Consider the following 16,064-nt stretch of genomic DNA (forward strand, 5'->3'; position numbering starts at 1 on the left):
AATCCATTGGATTTCGTCGGTAGGTCGCCAACATCACGTTTCGCTACACGATCGATTCTGAGCTCCCTCAGACCTGCACGAGAGTGACCCGGTCTTTGCCTGACTTTTTGGACTCGTACATGGCCGAGTCGGCAGCGGCGATGAGATCGGTACCGGTTGCACGCCCTCCGTGGCGAGGCCGGTACACCGAGACGCCGATGCTCGCGGTGATCGGCGTCGGTGGTGACACGCGCGCGCCGGGTGCGCGCACCGCGATTCGCACTCGCTCGGCGATCACGGTGGCAGTTGGGATGTCGGTATCAGCGCAGATGACCAAGAACTCGTCCCCCCCGAGCCGACCGACGATATCGTCGTCTCGTACCGCCGCGCAGAGGCGGCCCGCCACTGCGCGCAGGATGGCATCGCCGATGGCGTGCCCGAGGGTGTCGTTGACCGATTTGAAGCCGTCGAGGTCGATGAAGATCATCGCTACAGATGTGCCGTGGCGGTGAGCCGCGGCGAGCGTCGGGGCGAGGTATTCCTGAAGAAGCCGCCGGTTAGCCAAGCCGGTGAGCGGGTCGTGAAGCGCGAGATGTTTCAACTCGGCCTGCAGCCGGATTCGGCCCCACACCAGCATTGCCTGCCATGCGAGGGTGTCCAGAAGCAGGGACACCTCGTCATCGATTTTCCGCTCCCTGGCGAAGTAGCACACAAGCACACCCGTTCCAATTCCCTCGGCAGTCAGGGGAATGGCCCAGAGCGCCTGGACGCGTGCCTGCGACATTGCCTCGCCGGTCGATGGATAGCGCGCGAGCGCGTCATCGAGCGTCGTGAGGCTCACCGTCTGGGAGGCTGCGAGGGCATCCAGTTCGGGACGAGCATCCGTCGGCCCCGACACCTCGACTGCCATCGAGCCCGCGACGAGTCGGAGCTCACCCGATGGGTCACGCAGCATCACCGCGACCGCGGGCGCAGAAAACGCGTGTCGTGCTACGCCGACGAAGGCCTCGGCAAGGTCCTCGACGGTCGTGCTCGCATCGAACTCAGCTGAGGCCTCTTGGAGGATACGGACGCGAGACTCCGAGAGCTCCGCGGAGCGCTGCGCGGACAGCAACTGCCTCTCGTAGTCCTGCCGGGCGGTCGAGTCGAAGACCGCTGTCCGGACGAGGCGAGGCACACCCGAAGCATCGGCAACGACCACCGAGTTCACCAGAACAGCAAGCTCGGTGCCGTTTGGCCGCAGCATCGTGAGTGCAACCTCCTTGATGTCGCCGGTGAGGCGGAGGACAGGCAGGTAACGCGTCTCGTAGAAGAGCTGGCTTCCGGGAGTGAGCAATTGCCGAAACGCGCGCCCGATCAGCGCGTCCTTTGGCATGGTCAGCCACGTCGACAGGGTGTGGTTGACGCTGATGATCTCGCCGTCGGGAGTCGTCGAGAAGAATCCGCATGGAGCACTGTTGTAGAGCGCTTCGAAGGAATCCTCGACGGGAAGCGCTCCGTCAGCGGGATGCTGCCCGGGTTCGGTCATTCGATGAAATTGAGGATGCGGCGCGCGAGCTGGGCGGGATCCGACAGGTTGGGACAGTGGCCGCGCGACGTGAGCATCACGAGTTCGCTTCCCGCGATCTGGTTGTGCACGTAGCGGCCTACCTCCTCCGGGGCGATTACATCCTCTGTGCTCTGCAGCACGAGAGTCGGGATGGATACTCGGGCGAGGTCACTTCGGTTGTCGGACAGGAAGGTCACGCGGGCGAACTGTCTCGCTATCACCGGGTCGGTGCTGCAGAAGTTCTCGGTGAGTTCCTGCCCCAATTCCGGACGGTCGTCGTTGGCCATCATGATAGGTGCCATCACACCGGACCAACCAAGGTAATTCGCATCGAGCGCGTCGAGCAGGGAGTCGATGTCTGCCCGGGCGAATCCCCCGCGATAGTCGGTGTCGTCGACGTAACGCGCCGAAGGTCCGACGAGAACGAGTGCGCCGAACCGGGAGGCGTCGCTATTGGCGGCCAGGACACCGACCATTGCGCTGACCGAGTGACCGACGAAGACCGCGTCCCTGAGATCGAGAGCCTCGATGATTTCGAGAACATCTTTCGCGTAGCCGTCGAGTGAGTCGTACTTACCGCGGTCGTAAGCGGAATGGTCGGACAGCCCCGCCCCCACGTAGTCGAAGAGCACGACCCGGTAGTCGCGTTCGAAGAGCGGAACCATGTGGCGCCACACTTCTTGGCTGCAGCCGAAACCATGGGCGAAGACGATGGGCCGACCGGCCGGATTTCCCGAAACGCGAACATTGTTGCGGGTGACCGGATCGCCGACGGCTGAAGGGTTTTTGGTCATCACAGATTTCAGGTAGAAGGACACGGAAGAATGCACCACATCGGCGTTCTCGGAGAAGACCAATCGATGTCGCATTCAACCCGGCGAAAACCGTGACCCCTTTCATTCCCACGGAAATGGTTGGGAATGCTGAATGTGAGCGAGATTTTAGCTTACCAGAGCGCCGAATTGTGGGCTTTGACAAAGCAGTCTCTCGGCAGGGATCCTTACCTCAGATCTGGAGATCCACGATGAGAGGATGAGCGTGAGCATGCACTCTGTCTCCGACTCCGTGCACGAATCAGAGCTTGGCAATGCCCTCGAGAGGGGCGAGATCGTGGCATATTTCCAGCCGCAGATCGACCTGGCAACGGGAGAGGTAGTCGCCGTCGAGACCCTCAGTCGCTGGATTCATCCCCTCAGGGGAATCATTGGTCCCAGCGAATTCATACCCCTTGCGGAACGAACCGGACAGATTCACCAGATCGGTGCTCTCATGATCGAGGAGGGCTTCGGATGTGCCACGCAGTGGCAGGCGCGGGGGCGCCTTCTCGAGGTTTCGATCAATGTCTCCGCTGCGCAACTCTCGACCTCCCGATTCTTCGATCGTGTGGTGTCGTGCCTCGACCGACTGACCGTGGCACCCGAGCGACTCACCCTCGAGATCACGGAGTCCCAACCGATCCACGAGATGGGCGCCGTGCGCGAGCAACTCGACGTACTACGGGAGAGAGGCATGCGCATCTCCATCGACGATTTCGGCTCCGGGCATTCGTCGGTCGAACGGGTGCTCGGGTTAGGAGCGACGGAGCTGAAGGTCGATCGCACCCTGATCCAAGGGGGAACCGACTCCGCCCGCTCGGCCCTCGCCGCGGTGGTCTCACTCGTGCACGGGCAGCACATCCGGGTGGTCGCTGAGGGCGTCGAGACTGCGGAACACCTGGAGTTCTCCCGCCAGCTGGGTTGCGACCGAGCGCAGGGATTTCTATTCGCCTCGGCAACACCGGGGATCGAACTGGAGCGGCGGATCCGTGCCAACCGAGCAGCTGACTGGGTCGCCAACCCCGAGAATCACAGGGTGCTCTCGAGCTCCTCGCCGAACTCGCTTTCGCTCGGGGCAGGATTCGCCTCCGGCAGCGGCTCTGCCCCAGAATCGCCCCCGACATCGAGCTGAGTCCACAACACGGGCATTCCGGGCGAAAAGAGAATCTCGATTCCGGTGCCCGATTTCAGGGGCGGAATTGTCACATAGCCACCTCCGGCCTGAATCGCTTCGAGAATGCGCGCTTTGAGTGCGGTGACAGGGTCGGGAAGGAAATAGTCGCGCCCGTCGACGGTGAGCCGGTTGACTATCACTGGTTTCCTAACCTGAGGGGGTGATCACGCCGGCAATCGTCGGCAGGTCTAGGGTACGCCCGGCAATCGACCGCCCCGACGGCGACTACTCTGCAAGCAGCAGGAACACTCCTGCTGCCACTTACTGCGAGGGGATTCCGTGGGTGTTCTCTACTACGGCGACAGCGAATTCGAACTCGATGACCGGCTCCTCAGCCATCTGCAGATCGTGATCAGTACGAAGTTGCGGCGGGGCGAGAATTTCTTCCTGTCATGGACACAGCCGATGGAGCGCGGCAGTGGTCGTCATGCTATTTGGATAGACAACGGTATCCGCCTCCACTTCTTCTTCAGCGGGTCACGGCCGGCGGGAATCAATCGCGTCTGGGTCGAGTCGTTGCTTCTGGCAGCGGGAAGACCCTCTGGCCTTCAGTTGAGCGACGAAACCGAGCATCGCGGCGAGTCCAGCGACAAGCCATAGCCTCGAGAAACGTCGAGTAAGGCCTCTGCTGCGGGACCGTTTGGACACGATACGCTCGGTTCTACAGCAGCCCGCAGCGGCGCCCCTCTCGATTGGCGGATCACCATGAAGCGACTCTTCGGACTCCTGCGGCTCGTCGCCGGCCTCGCGATCTTGATCGCCATCATCGGCCAACTCGCCTACAGCGCTGAGCGTACGACGATCAATCCGTTCAATTTCTTCGGGTACTTCACCATCCAGAGCAACATCATCACGATGGTCGCCTTCCTGGCGTCGGCCTATTTCATCCTCAGCCGCAAGAAGCAACCGACCTGGGTGATCTACCTGCGCGCGGTCGCCACAACGATCATCGTGATCGTCGGGCTCGTCTACAACACGCTGCTGGCGGGGGCGTCGCTCGCAGGGTCATTCGACCTCCGGTGGTCGAGCGACATCCTCCATGTCATCATCCCGATCTATGCACTGGTGGACTGGGTGCTGTTCGCCGACCGCAAGAAGCTGCCGTACAACAAGCTCTGGATCGTGCTCATCTACCCGATCGTGTGGCTGGTCGTGATCCTCATCCGCGGGGCCACGGATGGTTGGGTGCCCTATCCGTTCCTCAACCCCGACACCGGCTACGGCTCGGTGGCGCTCTACTGCATCGCGATCGCGGCCTTCACCGTGCTGTTCGGGCTCGCGGTGTTCGCGCTCAGCCGGGTGCGCATCCTCAAGCCTTAGGGGTGCCGTTCCGATCGGGGGCGTGGGAGGCTGACGCCATGGAACGTGTACTAGGAATCGGTGGGCACTTCATTCGGGCGGCCGATCCGGCGGCTCTCGGTGCCTGGTATCGCGATCGTCTCGGGCTGGATGCCGACCAGTATGGCCAGTGGCACCAGCAGGACGGGCCGACGGTATTCGCGACCTTCGAGTCAGAGACCGACTACTTCGGCTCGCGCTCGCAGCAGACGATGCTCAATTTCCGGGTGAGCGACCTCGACGCGATGCTCGCCCAGCTGCGCGCGGCGGGAGCGGATGTCGCGGACGAGGTGCAGGAGATGGACGGCGTGGGTCGATTCGGTTGGGTCACCGACCCCGAGGGCAACCGCATCGAGCTCTGGCAGCGCGCCTGACGCTCCGCTGTGCTATCCCGTCGTCGTGCCGAAGAGCAGGCCGAGCAGGTAGGTGACGGCCGCGGCACCGTAGCCGATTGCGAGCTGGCGGAGGGCGCGACGAAGGGGCGGGCCCCCGGAGAGCAGGCCGACGACCGCACCCGTTCCGAGCAGCGCGAGACCGACGAGTACGGCTGCGACGAGGAGTGCCGCGATCCCCTGCAACCCGAACAGGTAGGGCAGCACCGGGATGATCGCCCCGGAGGCGAAGAAGCAGAAGCTCGAGATCGCGGCGCCGAATCCGGTGCCGACGGCTTCGTGCGTGTCGACGGCGCCCTCCGACTCGGCGAGGCTGTGATCGTGCAATACCTCGGTGGCCCGGGACGCCGCCTCCTCGGTCGTCATACCGCGTGCCCGGTAGACGAGCGCGAGTTCGTTGGCGTCCACATCGAGGTGCGGGAGCGCCCTGTTGCTCTCGGGGTCAGGGGTGGATGCCTCGAGCAACTCCCGCTGGGACCGCACCGACACGTACTCCCCCGCCCCCATCGACAGGGCACCGGCGAGGAGGCCTGCGACGCCGGTGAGCAGCACCACATGGTTGGGCACACCGCTCGCGCTGATGCCGATCACCAGGGCGAGGTTGGAGACGAGTCCGTCATTGGCCCCGAACACCGCGGCACGGAAGGTACCGGACAGCCGGTTGCGTCCGCGCTCGGCGAGTCCCCGAACCACCTCGGCATGGATGCGTTCGTCGGCGGCCATTGCGGCCGTGGCATCCGAGTCCGAGTCGTAGGGAGAGCGCGCCTCTGCCCGCTGCGCGAGGGCGAGCACGAAGACCGATCCGAACCGCCGGGCGAGGAAGCCGAGCGACCGGGTGCGGAAGTCGCCGCGCCGCGGCTTGCCGACTCTGTCGCCGAGCAGGTCGAACCAGTGCTGTTCGTGCCGGCCTTCGGCCTCGGCGAGGGCGAGAAGGATCTCCCGCTCCTCCCCGTCACGACGACCGGCGAGATCGCGATAGACGGCGGCCTCGGCCTTCTCGTCGGCGAGGTACTGGCGCCAGCGACGGAGATCCGACGAGGAGGGGGCGGGGGGTGAATCCGGGCGCGTGGCGCTCACGGGGATCCTTTCGGTCGCGTGAATCCCTGGCGTCGCCGGGGATCACTATCGGACCGAAGGTCTCGTTCGCCGCGGCGGCCGAGGTCGCTACGGTGGGGTACCGGGCCGGTCATGGTGACCCGCCAGTATGTCGATACTCCCGACTACGCCGGTCGCAGTGACCCGGCGCGAGGGAACTACTCCCCTTCGTTGCCTCCAGAATAGCGGATGCCCCACGAACCCGACCAGCTCTCCGCCGGTTCAAGCCAGCGCAGGCCCTGGCCGCTGTTGAAGGCGTTGGGCGGAGCGGTCATCGGCTCGACGGCGATCGCGGTGCCGAGACCGCCGTCCTTGGGGAAGATGCGGGTGGTGAACACCTGTACATAGGCGAAGTCCGACTCCTGCCACAGCTCGACGAATCGGCCGTCCGGCGCGGTGAGGCGATGGCGGCTCACGCCGTCCACCGAGGTGACGCCACCGAAGGCATCGTCGAGATCGAGGCCGGCCACCAGCCGACCGTCGCGCAGGTCGTAGTCGGTGCCGTCGACGGAGGCCTCCCGGATCGGGTTGAGCCGGGCATCCGTCTCGAACCGTGTTCCCGCCGCGACGGCGAGGGTGAGCTCGTAGGTCGGCACCTCGCCGAGGCGCAGGAACGGATGGGTGCCCACGGCGTAGGGTGCGCGCGTCTCCCCCGCATTGACCACACCGTGGGTCACGCGGATGCCGTCGTCACCCAATTCGTACCGCACCGTCGTGTCGAGGGTGAAGGGGTACCCGCGGGTCGGGTGCACCGTGGCGGCCAGCATCACGGCATCCGGTGTGCGTTCCACCACGGAGTACGGCCGGTCTCTGAGCAGGCCGTGCAGGGCGTTGTGCAGCGCCGGCTCGGTGATGTCGAGAACCTGCGCCGCTCCCTCGTGGATCCACACGCCGTCCTCGACGCGATTGGGCCAGGGCACGAGCACGATGCCATCGCCGAAGGGCGGCACCGCGTCTTCGGGATAGGGCTCGGTGAGGTCGATCCCGCCGATCGAGAGCACCCGGAGCGATGCGGCGACCTCCGTGATGACCGCGACGGCCTCTCCGTGCGGGGTGGTCCTCGAGAGGGCGAACTGTTCTCCGGTGGGGGCACGCATGCGGCCAGCCTAGCGAGCCGGGCTACGCGGCCAGCACAATGCGGAGGCCCGTGGCTTCGAGGCGTCGGAGTTGGCCCGCATCGGCTTCGACCCCGGTGATGAGGGTCTCGATCTCGCCGATGGGGGCGACCCGACTCTGCTGGGTGACACCGAGCTTCGAGCTGTCGGCTACCACGATGCAGCGGGCGGATGCCTCGAGCATCCGCCTCTTGAGGTCCGCCTCCGGCAGGTTGACGTTGGTGATGCCCGAGACGGCGTCGACGCCGCTGCAGCCGATGAAGGCCAGGTCGGCGCGGATGCGATCGAATACCACGCCCGCAAGCGGATCGACCAGGGAGTGCTGAAGCGGCCTCACCGTGCCCCCTGTCACGACGACGGTGAACCGCGGAATGACCGGCTCGAGCAACAGTGCGATGTTGAGGGCGTTGGTGATCACGACGACGCCCTGCAGGTCGTCACGCTCGAGAAGGGCCGTCGCGATCGCGGAGGTCGTGGTGCCGACGTCGAGCACGATCGCCTGGTGCGACTGCACGAGTGCTGCCGCGGCGCGACCGATGCGCGCCTTCTCGACGGAACCCGCGAGCATCGACTGCTCGAACGGGCTCTCGAGGCCCGGGGATCGGCCGGCGGTTGCCCCGCCGGGCACCGCTCCACCGTGCACCCGGTGCACCGCACCGATGCCGGCGAGGGCATCGAGATCCGCACGCACGGTGACCTCGGAAGTGCCGAACAGCCGACTCAACTCGCCGACCTTCGCGAAGCCCCGCTCCTCGACGATCGCCAGGATCTGCTCGCGCCGGGCCGCGGCCGGTGGGCGCGAGAACGATTCTGGCATGCGCTCATCTTCGATTACTTGCGTTTTCTTGTCAATCGCCGGTAACGTTTCTGTGTTTTCACAACCCAATTGCGAGGTGGCCATGCCAGCGATCGTCAAACGCGAATACCTCCTGGCCGATGGCCGGGAGCTCATCTACTTCGACGACGCGGACACCACCCTTCCGGCGGATCGTGCCCCGGATGCCCGCCAGCTCGATCCGCGTCCCGCCACCGCCTCGATGAGGCAGGATCCGCTCACGGGGGAATGGATCTCGATCGCCTCTTCGCGCCAGAATCGAGTGTTCCTGCCCCCCGCCGACCAGGATCCGCTCGCCCCGGCGAGCGCCACGAACCCCTCCGAGATCCCGGATGCCTATGACGTCGCCGTCATCGAGAACCGCTCCCCGAGTTTCGGCCCCGACATCGCGGCCGCCTTCGACAGCGCCGAGCTCACGAGCATCGGGCTCGGGCGAACGCTCCCGTCGATCGGCCGCTGCGAAGTCGTCTCCTTCAGCCCGGAACACGAGGGGGCGTTCGGCAGCGTCAGTCGCTCTCGGGCTCGCACGGTGATCGAGGCCTGGGCCGATCGCACCGAGGCGCTGTCGGCGTTGCCGGGCGTGCAGCAGGTCTTCCCCTTCGAGAACCGCGGCGAGGCCATCGGCGTCACCCTGCGGCATCCGCACGGGCAGATCTACGCCTACCCGTACATCACGCCGCGGACGACCCGCCTGCTCGACTCGATCGCCCGCTTCGGGCCGGACTTGTTCGCGTCGATCCTGGAGTTCGAGTCCGCCTCCGACCGGGTCGTGCTCCGCGGTGAGCACTGGACGGCCTTCGTGCCCTTCGCCGCCCGCTGGCCCATCGAGGTACACATGCTTCCCCATCGCCATGTGCCCGACTTCGCGGCGACCTCGACCGCGGAGCGCGATGAGCTTGCCGGACTCTACCTCCGGCTGCTTCGCGGCATCGACGAGCTCTACGACACCCCCACGCCCTACATCGCTGCGTGGCACCAGGCACCGGTCTCGACCGGTCGTGACGACATCCGCCTGATGTTGCAGGTCACCTCGCCGCGCCGCGCCGAGAGCAAACTGAAGTATCTCGCCGGGTCCGAGGCCGCCATGGGCGCCTGGATCGGCGATGTCACCCCCGAGCAGACGGCCGCCTTCGTGCGCGACGCCCTCAGCAGAGTAAAGGACCCCCAGTGACCGAGATCGACATCCGCGACGACGTACAGGCGAAGTTCCTCGAGCTGTACGGCTACGAGCCGGCCGGCCAGTGGTCTGCACCCGGCCGGGTCAACCTCATCGGCGAGCACACCGACTACAACCTCGGCTTCGTGCTGCCCTTCGCGATCAACCGCCGCACCTTCGTCGCGCTCGGGCTTCGCGAGGACCGCGTCATCCGGGTCGCGAGTTCCTTCGCTGACGAGGTCGTAGAGATCCCCCTCGCCGAGCTCGCCCCCGGCGCCCTCCACGGCTGGAGCGCCTACCCACTCGGAGTGGCCTGGGCCCTCAGCGAACACGGGGCCGACCTCGCTGCGGTTCCCGGCGTGGACATCTTCATCGAGTCCGACGTTCCGGTGGGTGCTGGTCTCTCTTCCTCCGCCGCCATCGAGAGCGCGGTGGCCATCGCCCTGAACGACGTCTGGCGGCTCACCCTCTCCCGCCCGGTGCTCGCACAGGTCGGGCAGCGGGCCGAGAACGTGGTCGTGGGCGCCCCGACCGGCATCATGGACCAGTCCGCGTCCCTCCTCGGGCAGAAAGACAGCGCGGTGTTCCTCGACTGCCGGAGCCTCGAGTCCGAGATCGTGGACCTCGGACTGGAAGCCGCCGGCCTCGTGCTGTTGATCATCGACACGGGGGTCAGCCACGACCACTCCACCGGCGGCTATGCCGAGCGCCGGGCATCCTGCGAACTCGGAGCGCGGATGCTCGGGGTCGAGTCCCTTCGCGACGTGACGGTCGACGACCTCCCCCGTGCCCGCGAGATCCTCGACGACGTGACTTTCCGCCGCGTGCGCCACGTGGTGACCGAGAACCAGCGCGTCCTCGACACGGTCGATGTGCTGCGCACGATCGGCCCGGCGGGCATCGGCGACCTGCTCGACGCCTCGCACCGCTCGATGCGCGACGATTTCGAGATCTCCGTCCGCGAACTCGACCTCGCGGTGGAGACGGCACAGGCCAACGGTGCGATCGGCGCCCGGATGACCGGCGGGGGCTTCGGCGGCGCGGCGATCGCCCTCATCCGATCGGATGAACTTTCCCGCCTCCAGGTTGCGATCGACGGCGCATTCGCGGAACATGGATTCGGCCAGCCTGATACCTTCGTCGTGACGGCCGCGCAGGGAGCCTCGCGCGAGAACTGATCCCCCCGAGCACGCAGGAGCACCAGTGAGAGCCAAGTCGATCCTCGGTGTGTTCACCGGCACCCTCCTCATCGCGGTGCTCGCGGGATGTAGCGGGTCGGCGACGAACGCCGGTCCGACCGCCTCGCCCTCGACGACGCCCACCCCCTCGGCGAGTTCGAGTGCCGCGCCCGCCCCGAAGGACGTGCTCTTCACGATCCAGGCGAACGTGCGGGACAAGACCGGCAATACCATCGCGATCGAGCTCACCGCCCACAAGCCTCTGCCCTACAGTGACAGCTCAGCCAAGTCCCTCGTCAGCGAATTCGTGAGCGCCTGCGGCACCGGTGTCGGCACGACGCCGGTCACCGCGGACACGCTGGCCGCCAACGGCAGCATCCTCCTCGCTATGGACCTCGCCTCCAGCACCAGCGGGAAGGCCTTCGTCTACCCGATCGACGTGACTCTCGGCAACGTCTACTTCGGCCAGTCCGTGACCGGCAAGGGCATCGCACCCTCCGATGCCGCGCATCCGTGTTCGAGCGGCTTCACCTGGACCACATCGGGCAGCGGTCGCGCGATCGCCGACTTCGAGAGCGGCAACCCGGGCCCGGACCTCAGCAGCTGGAAGTACGCCCTCTACGGCTTCAGCGTGCCGGCGGATTCGAATTCCACCATCGAGGCCTGCAAGGTGACTCTGACGGATGCAGCGAAGACGACGGTGCAGGACGTGGCGGGCTGGGATCCGACCCAGGCCGCGACGGGCTATGCCTGCACGATCGGCTACGTCGGCGAGTAGCTCCGCCCGAGCTCACTACCCGAGGAGTGCGCGCACCGACTCGGGCTCGGGGATGCCGGGGGCGAGATCCGGAGTCGGGATGGCGCCGGTGTACCCGGTGCGGAGCGGCAGGATGCCCGCCCAGGCGGGGCCAGCGACATCCGCCGGTCCGTCCTCCGGCCAGCCGTCGGACACCTTGAGCGTCCACTCGTCGACGGTCATCCGCAGCACAAGGGTCGCGGCGAGTTCCTTCGCCGAGTGCGGTCGAAGTTCGGCGACCCTGCCGGGGATGAGTCCGTCGGTCACGAGATCGAGCGCGGGCACCGTGTCGGCGGTCGGCGCGCAGTGCCCGAAGAGCACAGCGCTGCGGTAATTCATCGACGACTCGAAGGCGGAACGCGCCACGACGAGCGCATCGATCGCGGTCACCGAGAGCGCGACCGGGATGCCCGTGGCGAGCAGACGCAGCCAGTGCGAGCCGGAGGATCCGTGCAGCAGGATCTCTGCGCCATCCGCCACGATAGCGACCGGCAGCACGCGCGGCTGGCCGTCCTCCACGAAGGCGAAGTGTCCGACGCGCGCGTCGCGCACGAGGGCGGCGAGCGCGGCGAGGTCGGGCTGCACGAACTTCTCCGGCATCCGGGTCGGCACGGTACGCCCGGCCCCGCTCACAGTCGTTCTGCCGCAGCGACGACGTTGACCATGAGCATGGCGCGGGTCATCGGACCCACTCCGCCGGGCACCGGCGAGAGGAATGCCGCCACTTCGGCGACGCCGGGGTCGATGTCGCCGATGAGGCGGGCCTTGCCGGTCTCGGGGTTGACGACACGGGTGATCCCGACGTCGAGCACCGCGGCACCGGGCTTCACCCAGTCCGCTTTCACGAGCCCGGGCACACCGACCGCCGCGATCACGATGTCGGCCCGGCGCACTTCGGCGGCGAGATCCACGGTGCGGGAATGCGTGAGCGTGACCGTGGCATCCACTCCCTTGTTGGTGAGCAGGAGACCGAGCGGTCTGCCGACGGTGAGGCCACGACCGATCACGACCACGTGCTTGCCGGCGATCGGCACCTCATAGCGGCGCAGCATCTCGACGAGTCCGGCGGGAGTGCAGGGCAGGGGCGAGTCGAGGTCGCCGCCGACCCCGAGCACCAGCCGGCCGAGGTTCGTGGGGTGCAGGCCGTCGGCATCCTTGGCCGGGTCCATGAGCTCGAGCATCGCGTTCTCGTCGATGCCGGCGGGCAGGGGCAGCTGGATGATGTAGCCGGTGACGGCCGGATTCGCGTTCAGCTCGAGGATGGCCGCCCGCACCTCGTTTTCGGTCGCGTCCGCGCGCAGGTCCACCCGGATCGACTCGATGCCGAGCTCGACGCTGTCGCGGTGTTTGCCGGCGACGTAGGACAGGGATCCCGGGTCGCTGCCCACAAGCAGGGTGCCGAGGCCCGGACGGATGCCGCGGGCCTTGAGCGCCGCGATGCGATCGATGAGTTCGTTCTTGACGGCCGACGCGGTCGCGACTCCGTCCATGCGCACTGCGGTCATGGCTTCTCCTTCACGATTGTTCCGTCCATCGTCGGTCTCGACACGTCATACACTTCCGGTCGAGTAGCTCCCGAGGCACGAGGACGCGTGGGCCCACGCCGCCGGTTCCGACCGATTCGTCAGAATCGGTCGGCCGTGCCGGTAGGGAGCGAGACCCGCGGCGCGCACGACGGCCGCCGCTGTCAGGCCCAGGTGCCGGGCGAGACGAGACCCGGGTAGAGCGGGTAGCCGTCGGTGAGCTTCAGCACGCGGGCGCGGAGGGCCGCGACATCCGGGGTCGGCTTGAGGGCGTTGGCGATGATGTCGGCGACCTCGGTGAACTCCTCGTCGCCGAACCCGCGGGTCGCGAGCGCCGGCGTGCCGATGCGCACTCCGGACGGCGTCATCGGCGGGCGCGGGTCGAACGGCACGGCGTTGCGGTTCACGGTGATGCCCACCGAGTGCAGGATGTCCTCCGCCTCCTGGCCGTGGATCGCCGCGTTGCGCAGGTCGACGAGCACGAGGTGCACGTCGGTGCCACCGGTGAGCACGTCGATGCCCGCAGCGGTGGCATCCGCCGCGGTCAGACGCTCGGCCAGGATCTGGGCACCGCGGATGGTGCGCTCCTGGCGATCCTTGAACTCGGGCTCGGCGGCCAGCTTGAATGCCGTCGCCTTCGCGGCTATCACGTGCATGAGCGGCCCGCCCTGCTGGCCGGGGAAGACGTTGGAGTTGATCTTCTTCTGCAGCTCGAGGTCGTTGTTGAGGATGAAGCCGGAGCGCGGTCCGCCGATGGTCTTGTGCACCGTGGAGGAGGTGACGTGCGCGTGCTGCACGGGGTTGGGGTGCAGCCCGGCGGCGACGAGCCCGGCGAAGTGCGCCATGTCCACCCAGAGGGTGGCTCCCACCTCATCCGCGATGGCGCGGAAGGCGGCGAAGTCGAGCTGGCGCGGGTAGGCGCTCCATCCGGCGATGAGCACGTGCGGGCGGGTCTCGAGGGCCTTCTCGCGCACGACGTCCATGTCGATGAGGAAGGTCTGCGGATCCACCCCGTAGGCGTGGGCTTCGTAGAGCTTGCCAGAGAAGTTGAGCTTCATACCGTGGGTGAGGTGGCCGCCGTGGGCGAGCTCAAGGCCGAGGATGCGGTCGCCGGGGCTCGCGATCGCGGCGAGAACGGCCGCGTTGGCGGACGCCCCGGAGTGCGGCTGTACGTTGGCGTAGGCCGCGCCGAAGAGGCTCTTCGCCCGGGAGATGGCGAGGGTCTCCGCGACATCCACGAATTCGCAGCCGCCGTAGTAGCGACGACCGGGGTAGCCCTCGGCGTACTTGTTGGTGAGGACCGAACCCTGAGCCTCGAGCACCGCGCGGGGCACGAAGTTCTCGCTCGCGATCATCTCGAGCGTGCCGCGCTGGCGGTCGAGCTCCTGCTCGAGAACGCGGGCGATCTCGGGATCGACGTCACTGAGCGGTGAATTGAAGCTGCGGGGTGAATTGAAGCTAGTGGGCATCTGGATGACTCCTCTTGGCATGACCGGATCAGGAAAAAGGTTATCCGGTTCGGCCCAGGCGAACGGCCGAAACTTGGAGGAAAGTCACTCCCTGATGGATGCCCATCCGAACGCCAGTCGTGACGCTTTCGAGTGTACCGGGCCGAAGGGGATGGTGCACCTGGGGGCTTCCTCAGAGTGTCGCGGCGGGCCCCTGTTCGATGAATTCCCGCTCGCATGGCCCTCGCCATCGAGTTGCACTCTTTTGCGGGTTGCCGGCCGGGGACACCCGCAAAAGAGTGCACTTCGCGCCGGGAGACCCCGGCCAGAACCGTCAGTGGTCGAGCACGCGACGCGGCGGGCGCTGGCGCAGGATGGCGTCTGAGGCGAGCACGAGCGCGATCGACAGCACGAGGATGCCCGCGAAAGCGAACGGGAGCGCGGCGAGCCCGAGAGTGCCGAGAAGCAGGGACCCGAGGAGGGCACCGCCGCCGATGCCGACGTTGAACGCGGTGGTGTAGAACGCGCTCGCGGTCTCCCGGAAGCGCGCGGGAGCCGCGTGCAGCATCCTCGTCTGCAGAAGCGGCGGAATGACACCGATGGCCAACCCCCACAGGAAGAAGGCGGGGAGGGATGCGGGCAGCAGCTGCGGCCTGAGCCCGAGCACGAGCACCGCCGCCAGCAGCGCGACGAGGGCGACCACGAGGCCGAGGTTCGGGCGCCGGCCGAGCACGAAGGCCACCAGCACCAGCGAGAGCACCCCGGCGATCCCATAGGCGAAGAGCGCGGGGCTCACCGCCGATTCGTCGAGTCCGACCGCGCGCGTGAGGTACGGGGCGACAAAGGTGTAGAAGCTGTACTGGCCGATCATGGTGATGGCGGCGATCACACAGACGAAGACCACGGCCATGATCGAATGATCCCGCCGCGGCACAGTCGAACTGCGGAACTCCCCGTCGAGCACAGTGATGCCGCCGGTTGCCGTACCGACGACGCTGGGACCGGCGAGATGCTCCACCCGGGGAAGGAACCGATAGACGAACCCGGCGCCGATCACGAGCAGCACACCGAGAGCAAGGAAGCTCGCCCGCCATCCGATGGCCTGGCCGAGAGCGGTGCCGATCGGCACTCCGAGCACGAAGGCGAGTGAGCCGCCGCCGAGTGTGATGGAGACTGCTCGACCGACCTGGTGCTTCGGCACGAGGTAGGCGGAGTACGCCCCCACCACCGACCAGAACACACCGTGGGCGAGTCCGCCGAGGATTCGAGCCGCTAGGAGCACGCCGTAGTTCGGCGCCATCGCGGTGACGACGGTGCTGACCGCGAGAATGAGCAGCACGGACACGACGAGAGCATGGCGCGGGATGCGCCGGGTGAGCACCGTGAGCCCGGTCGACGAGAGCACGACGGTGAAGGCGAACACCGACACCGTGGCCCCGATGAGGGATTCGCTCACGTGCAGATCCGCACTCATCTCCGGCAGGAGACCGGTGGGCAGCATCTCGGTGGTGACGCTGAGGAAGATCGCCACCGCAACGGTCAAGAGGGCGAAATAGGGGAAGGGGGCTGTCGGTCGTGGCGCGGTCATGGGACCGGAAGTCCGTTCGAGGAAGGGGTGGAACGTATCGCCGTCCGCGGGAGGCCGCGGCTCATGCGACATCCTCTCCAGAG

The 16,064-nt window shown here is 66.8% G+C and carries 16 protein-coding genes and 1 riboswitch; of the genes, 7 read left to right on the forward strand and 9 right to left on the reverse strand.

Going from position 1 to position 16,064, the window contains the following annotated elements; translation table 11 throughout:
• Positions 1-67: 67 nt before the first annotated feature.
• Both ACVXZ4_RS15655 and ACVXZ4_RS15660 read right to left on the reverse strand, forming a co-directional pair.
• Positions 68-1,507, reverse strand: coding sequence for a diguanylate cyclase (locus tag ACVXZ4_RS15655; protein ID WP_461795732.1), 1,440 nt, complete (start codon positions 1,505-1,507; stop codon positions 68-70).
• Positions 1,504-2,322 carry an alpha/beta fold hydrolase gene (locus tag ACVXZ4_RS15660; RefSeq protein ID WP_461795733.1) on the reverse strand — a complete coding sequence of 273 codons (819 nt, stop codon included), beginning with the start codon at positions 2,320-2,322 and terminating at the stop codon, positions 1,504-1,506. The genes ACVXZ4_RS15655 and ACVXZ4_RS15660 overlap by 4 nt, the downstream gene beginning before the upstream one ends.
• Before the next feature lie 250 nt (positions 2,323-2,572).
• On the opposite strand from ACVXZ4_RS15660, the gene ACVXZ4_RS15665 reads away from it, so the two are divergent.
• The 4 genes from ACVXZ4_RS15665 to ACVXZ4_RS15680 all read left to right on the forward strand — a co-directional run bounded on the left by ACVXZ4_RS15665 (position 2,573) and on the right by ACVXZ4_RS15680 (position 5,229).
• Positions 2,573-3,475 carry an EAL domain-containing protein gene (locus ACVXZ4_RS15665; protein ID WP_461798004.1) on the forward strand — a complete coding sequence of 301 codons (903 nt, stop codon included), beginning with the start codon at positions 2,573-2,575 and terminating at the stop codon, positions 3,473-3,475.
• A gap of 321 nt (positions 3,476-3,796) precedes the next feature.
• Positions 3,797-4,117, forward strand: a complete 321-nt coding sequence (locus ACVXZ4_RS15670; RefSeq protein ID WP_461795734.1) for a DUF7882 family protein — start codon at positions 3,797-3,799, stop codon at positions 4,115-4,117.
• Positions 4,118-4,222: 105 nt separating this feature from the next.
• A complete protein-coding gene (locus tag ACVXZ4_RS15675) occupies positions 4,223-4,837 on the forward strand; it encodes a Pr6Pr family membrane protein (protein ID WP_461795735.1) in 615 nt (204 codons plus the stop codon).
• Between the two features lie 38 nt (positions 4,838-4,875).
• A complete protein-coding gene (locus ACVXZ4_RS15680; protein WP_461795736.1) occupies positions 4,876-5,229 on the forward strand; it encodes a VOC family protein in 354 nt (117 codons plus the stop codon).
• A gap of 12 nt (positions 5,230-5,241) precedes the next feature.
• Here the strand turns inward: ACVXZ4_RS15680 and ACVXZ4_RS15685 are convergent, their stop codons facing one another.
• The 3 genes from ACVXZ4_RS15685 to ACVXZ4_RS15695 all read right to left on the reverse strand — a co-directional run bounded on the left by ACVXZ4_RS15685 (position 5,242) and on the right by ACVXZ4_RS15695 (position 8,274).
• The gene (locus tag ACVXZ4_RS15685) at positions 5,242-6,324 is read right to left on the reverse strand and encodes a VIT1/CCC1 transporter family protein (protein ID WP_461795737.1); all 1,083 of its coding nucleotides are present in this window, start codon (positions 6,322-6,324) and stop codon (positions 5,242-5,244) included.
• A gap of 176 nt (positions 6,325-6,500) precedes the next feature.
• On the reverse strand, positions 6,501-7,439 hold the full coding sequence (locus tag ACVXZ4_RS15690) for an aldose 1-epimerase family protein (protein WP_461795738.1): 939 nt from the start codon (positions 7,437-7,439) through the stop codon (positions 6,501-6,503).
• Positions 7,440-7,461: 22 nt separating this feature from the next.
• Positions 7,462-8,274: a DeoR/GlpR family DNA-binding transcription regulator gene (locus ACVXZ4_RS15695; RefSeq protein WP_461795739.1), complete on the reverse strand. Its 813-nt coding sequence runs from the start codon at positions 8,272-8,274 to the stop codon at positions 7,462-7,464.
• An 82-nt stretch (positions 8,275-8,356) separates the two neighbouring features.
• On the opposite strand from ACVXZ4_RS15695, the gene galT reads away from it, so the two are divergent.
• The 3 genes from galT to ACVXZ4_RS15710 are packed head-to-tail and all read left to right on the forward strand — an operon-like array spanning position 8,357 to position 11,404.
• Positions 8,357-9,463, forward strand: a complete 1,107-nt coding sequence (gene galT / locus ACVXZ4_RS15700) for a galactose-1-phosphate uridylyltransferase (RefSeq protein WP_461795740.1) — start codon at positions 8,357-8,359, stop codon at positions 9,461-9,463.
• 5 nt (positions 9,464-9,468) lie between these two features.
• Positions 9,469-10,626 (forward strand): galactokinase, encoded by a 1,158-nt coding sequence (galK, locus tag ACVXZ4_RS15705; protein ID WP_461798005.1) that lies wholly within the window; start codon positions 9,469-9,471, stop codon positions 10,624-10,626.
• 25 nt (positions 10,627-10,651) lie between these two features.
• Complete coding sequence (locus ACVXZ4_RS15710) at positions 10,652-11,404, forward strand: hypothetical protein (protein WP_461795741.1); 753 nt, start codon at positions 10,652-10,654, stop codon at positions 11,402-11,404.
• Positions 11,405-11,419: 15 nt separating this feature from the next.
• Here the strand turns inward: ACVXZ4_RS15710 and ACVXZ4_RS15715 are convergent, their stop codons facing one another.
• The 4 genes from ACVXZ4_RS15715 to ACVXZ4_RS15730 form a co-directional block, all read right to left on the reverse strand.
• Positions 11,420-12,022, reverse strand: a complete 603-nt coding sequence (locus ACVXZ4_RS15715) for a pyridoxamine 5'-phosphate oxidase family protein (RefSeq protein ID WP_461795742.1) — start codon at positions 12,020-12,022, stop codon at positions 11,420-11,422.
• Between the two features lie 29 nt (positions 12,023-12,051).
• The gene (locus ACVXZ4_RS15720) at positions 12,052-12,927 is read right to left on the reverse strand and encodes a bifunctional methylenetetrahydrofolate dehydrogenase/methenyltetrahydrofolate cyclohydrolase (RefSeq protein WP_461795743.1); all 876 of its coding nucleotides are present in this window, start codon (positions 12,925-12,927) and stop codon (positions 12,052-12,054) included.
• A gap of 182 nt (positions 12,928-13,109) precedes the next feature.
• Positions 13,110-14,414 (reverse strand): serine hydroxymethyltransferase, encoded by a 1,305-nt coding sequence (gene glyA, locus ACVXZ4_RS15725; protein ID WP_461795744.1) that lies wholly within the window; start codon positions 14,412-14,414, stop codon positions 13,110-13,112.
• Between the two features lie 45 nt (positions 14,415-14,459).
• Positions 14,460-14,545: riboswitch (ZMP/ZTP riboswitch) on the reverse strand.
• Positions 14,546-14,727: 182 nt separating this feature from the next.
• Positions 14,728-15,981 (reverse strand): MFS transporter, encoded by a 1,254-nt coding sequence (locus tag ACVXZ4_RS15730; protein WP_461795745.1) that lies wholly within the window; start codon positions 15,979-15,981, stop codon positions 14,728-14,730.
• Positions 15,982-16,064 lie beyond the last annotated feature (83 nt).

This window comes from Lacisediminihabitans sp. FW035, from assembly GCF_054880895.1.

Bases quoted from the DNA above. Each gene is read 5' to 3' on its own strand.
- ACVXZ4_RS15655 (WP_461795732.1), bottom strand. From the start codon at position 1,507: ATGACCGAACCCGGGCAGCATCCCGCTGACGGAGCGCTTCCCGTCGAG.
- ACVXZ4_RS15660 (WP_461795733.1), bottom strand. From the start codon at position 2,322: ATGACCAAAAACCCTTCAGCCGTCGGCGATCCGGTCACCCGCAACAAT.
- ACVXZ4_RS15665 (WP_461798004.1), top strand. From the start codon at position 2,573: ATGCACTCTGTCTCCGACTCCGTGCACGAATCAGAGCTTGGCAATGCC.
- ACVXZ4_RS15675 (WP_461795735.1), top strand. From the start codon at position 4,223: ATGAAGCGACTCTTCGGACTCCTGCGGCTCGTCGCCGGCCTCGCGATC.
- ACVXZ4_RS15680 (WP_461795736.1), top strand. From the start codon at position 4,876: ATGGAACGTGTACTAGGAATCGGTGGGCACTTCATTCGGGCGGCCGAT.
- ACVXZ4_RS15690 (WP_461795738.1), bottom strand. From the start codon at position 7,439: ATGCGTGCCCCCACCGGAGAACAGTTCGCCCTCTCGAGGACCACCCCG.
- ACVXZ4_RS15695 (WP_461795739.1), bottom strand. From the start codon at position 8,274: ATGCCAGAATCGTTCTCGCGCCCACCGGCCGCGGCCCGGCGCGAGCAG.
- galT (WP_461795740.1), top strand. From the start codon at position 8,357: ATGCCAGCGATCGTCAAACGCGAATACCTCCTGGCCGATGGCCGGGAG.
- ACVXZ4_RS15715 (WP_461795742.1), bottom strand. From the start codon at position 12,022: ATGCCGGAGAAGTTCGTGCAGCCCGACCTCGCCGCGCTCGCCGCCCTC.
- ACVXZ4_RS15720 (WP_461795743.1), bottom strand. From the start codon at position 12,927: ATGACCGCAGTGCGCATGGACGGAGTCGCGACCGCGTCGGCCGTCAAG.
- glyA (WP_461795744.1), bottom strand. From the start codon at position 14,414: ATGCCCACTAGCTTCAATTCACCCCGCAGCTTCAATTCACCGCTCAGT.
- ACVXZ4_RS15730 (WP_461795745.1), bottom strand. From the start codon at position 15,981: ATGACCGCGCCACGACCGACAGCCCCCTTCCCCTATTTCGCCCTCTTG.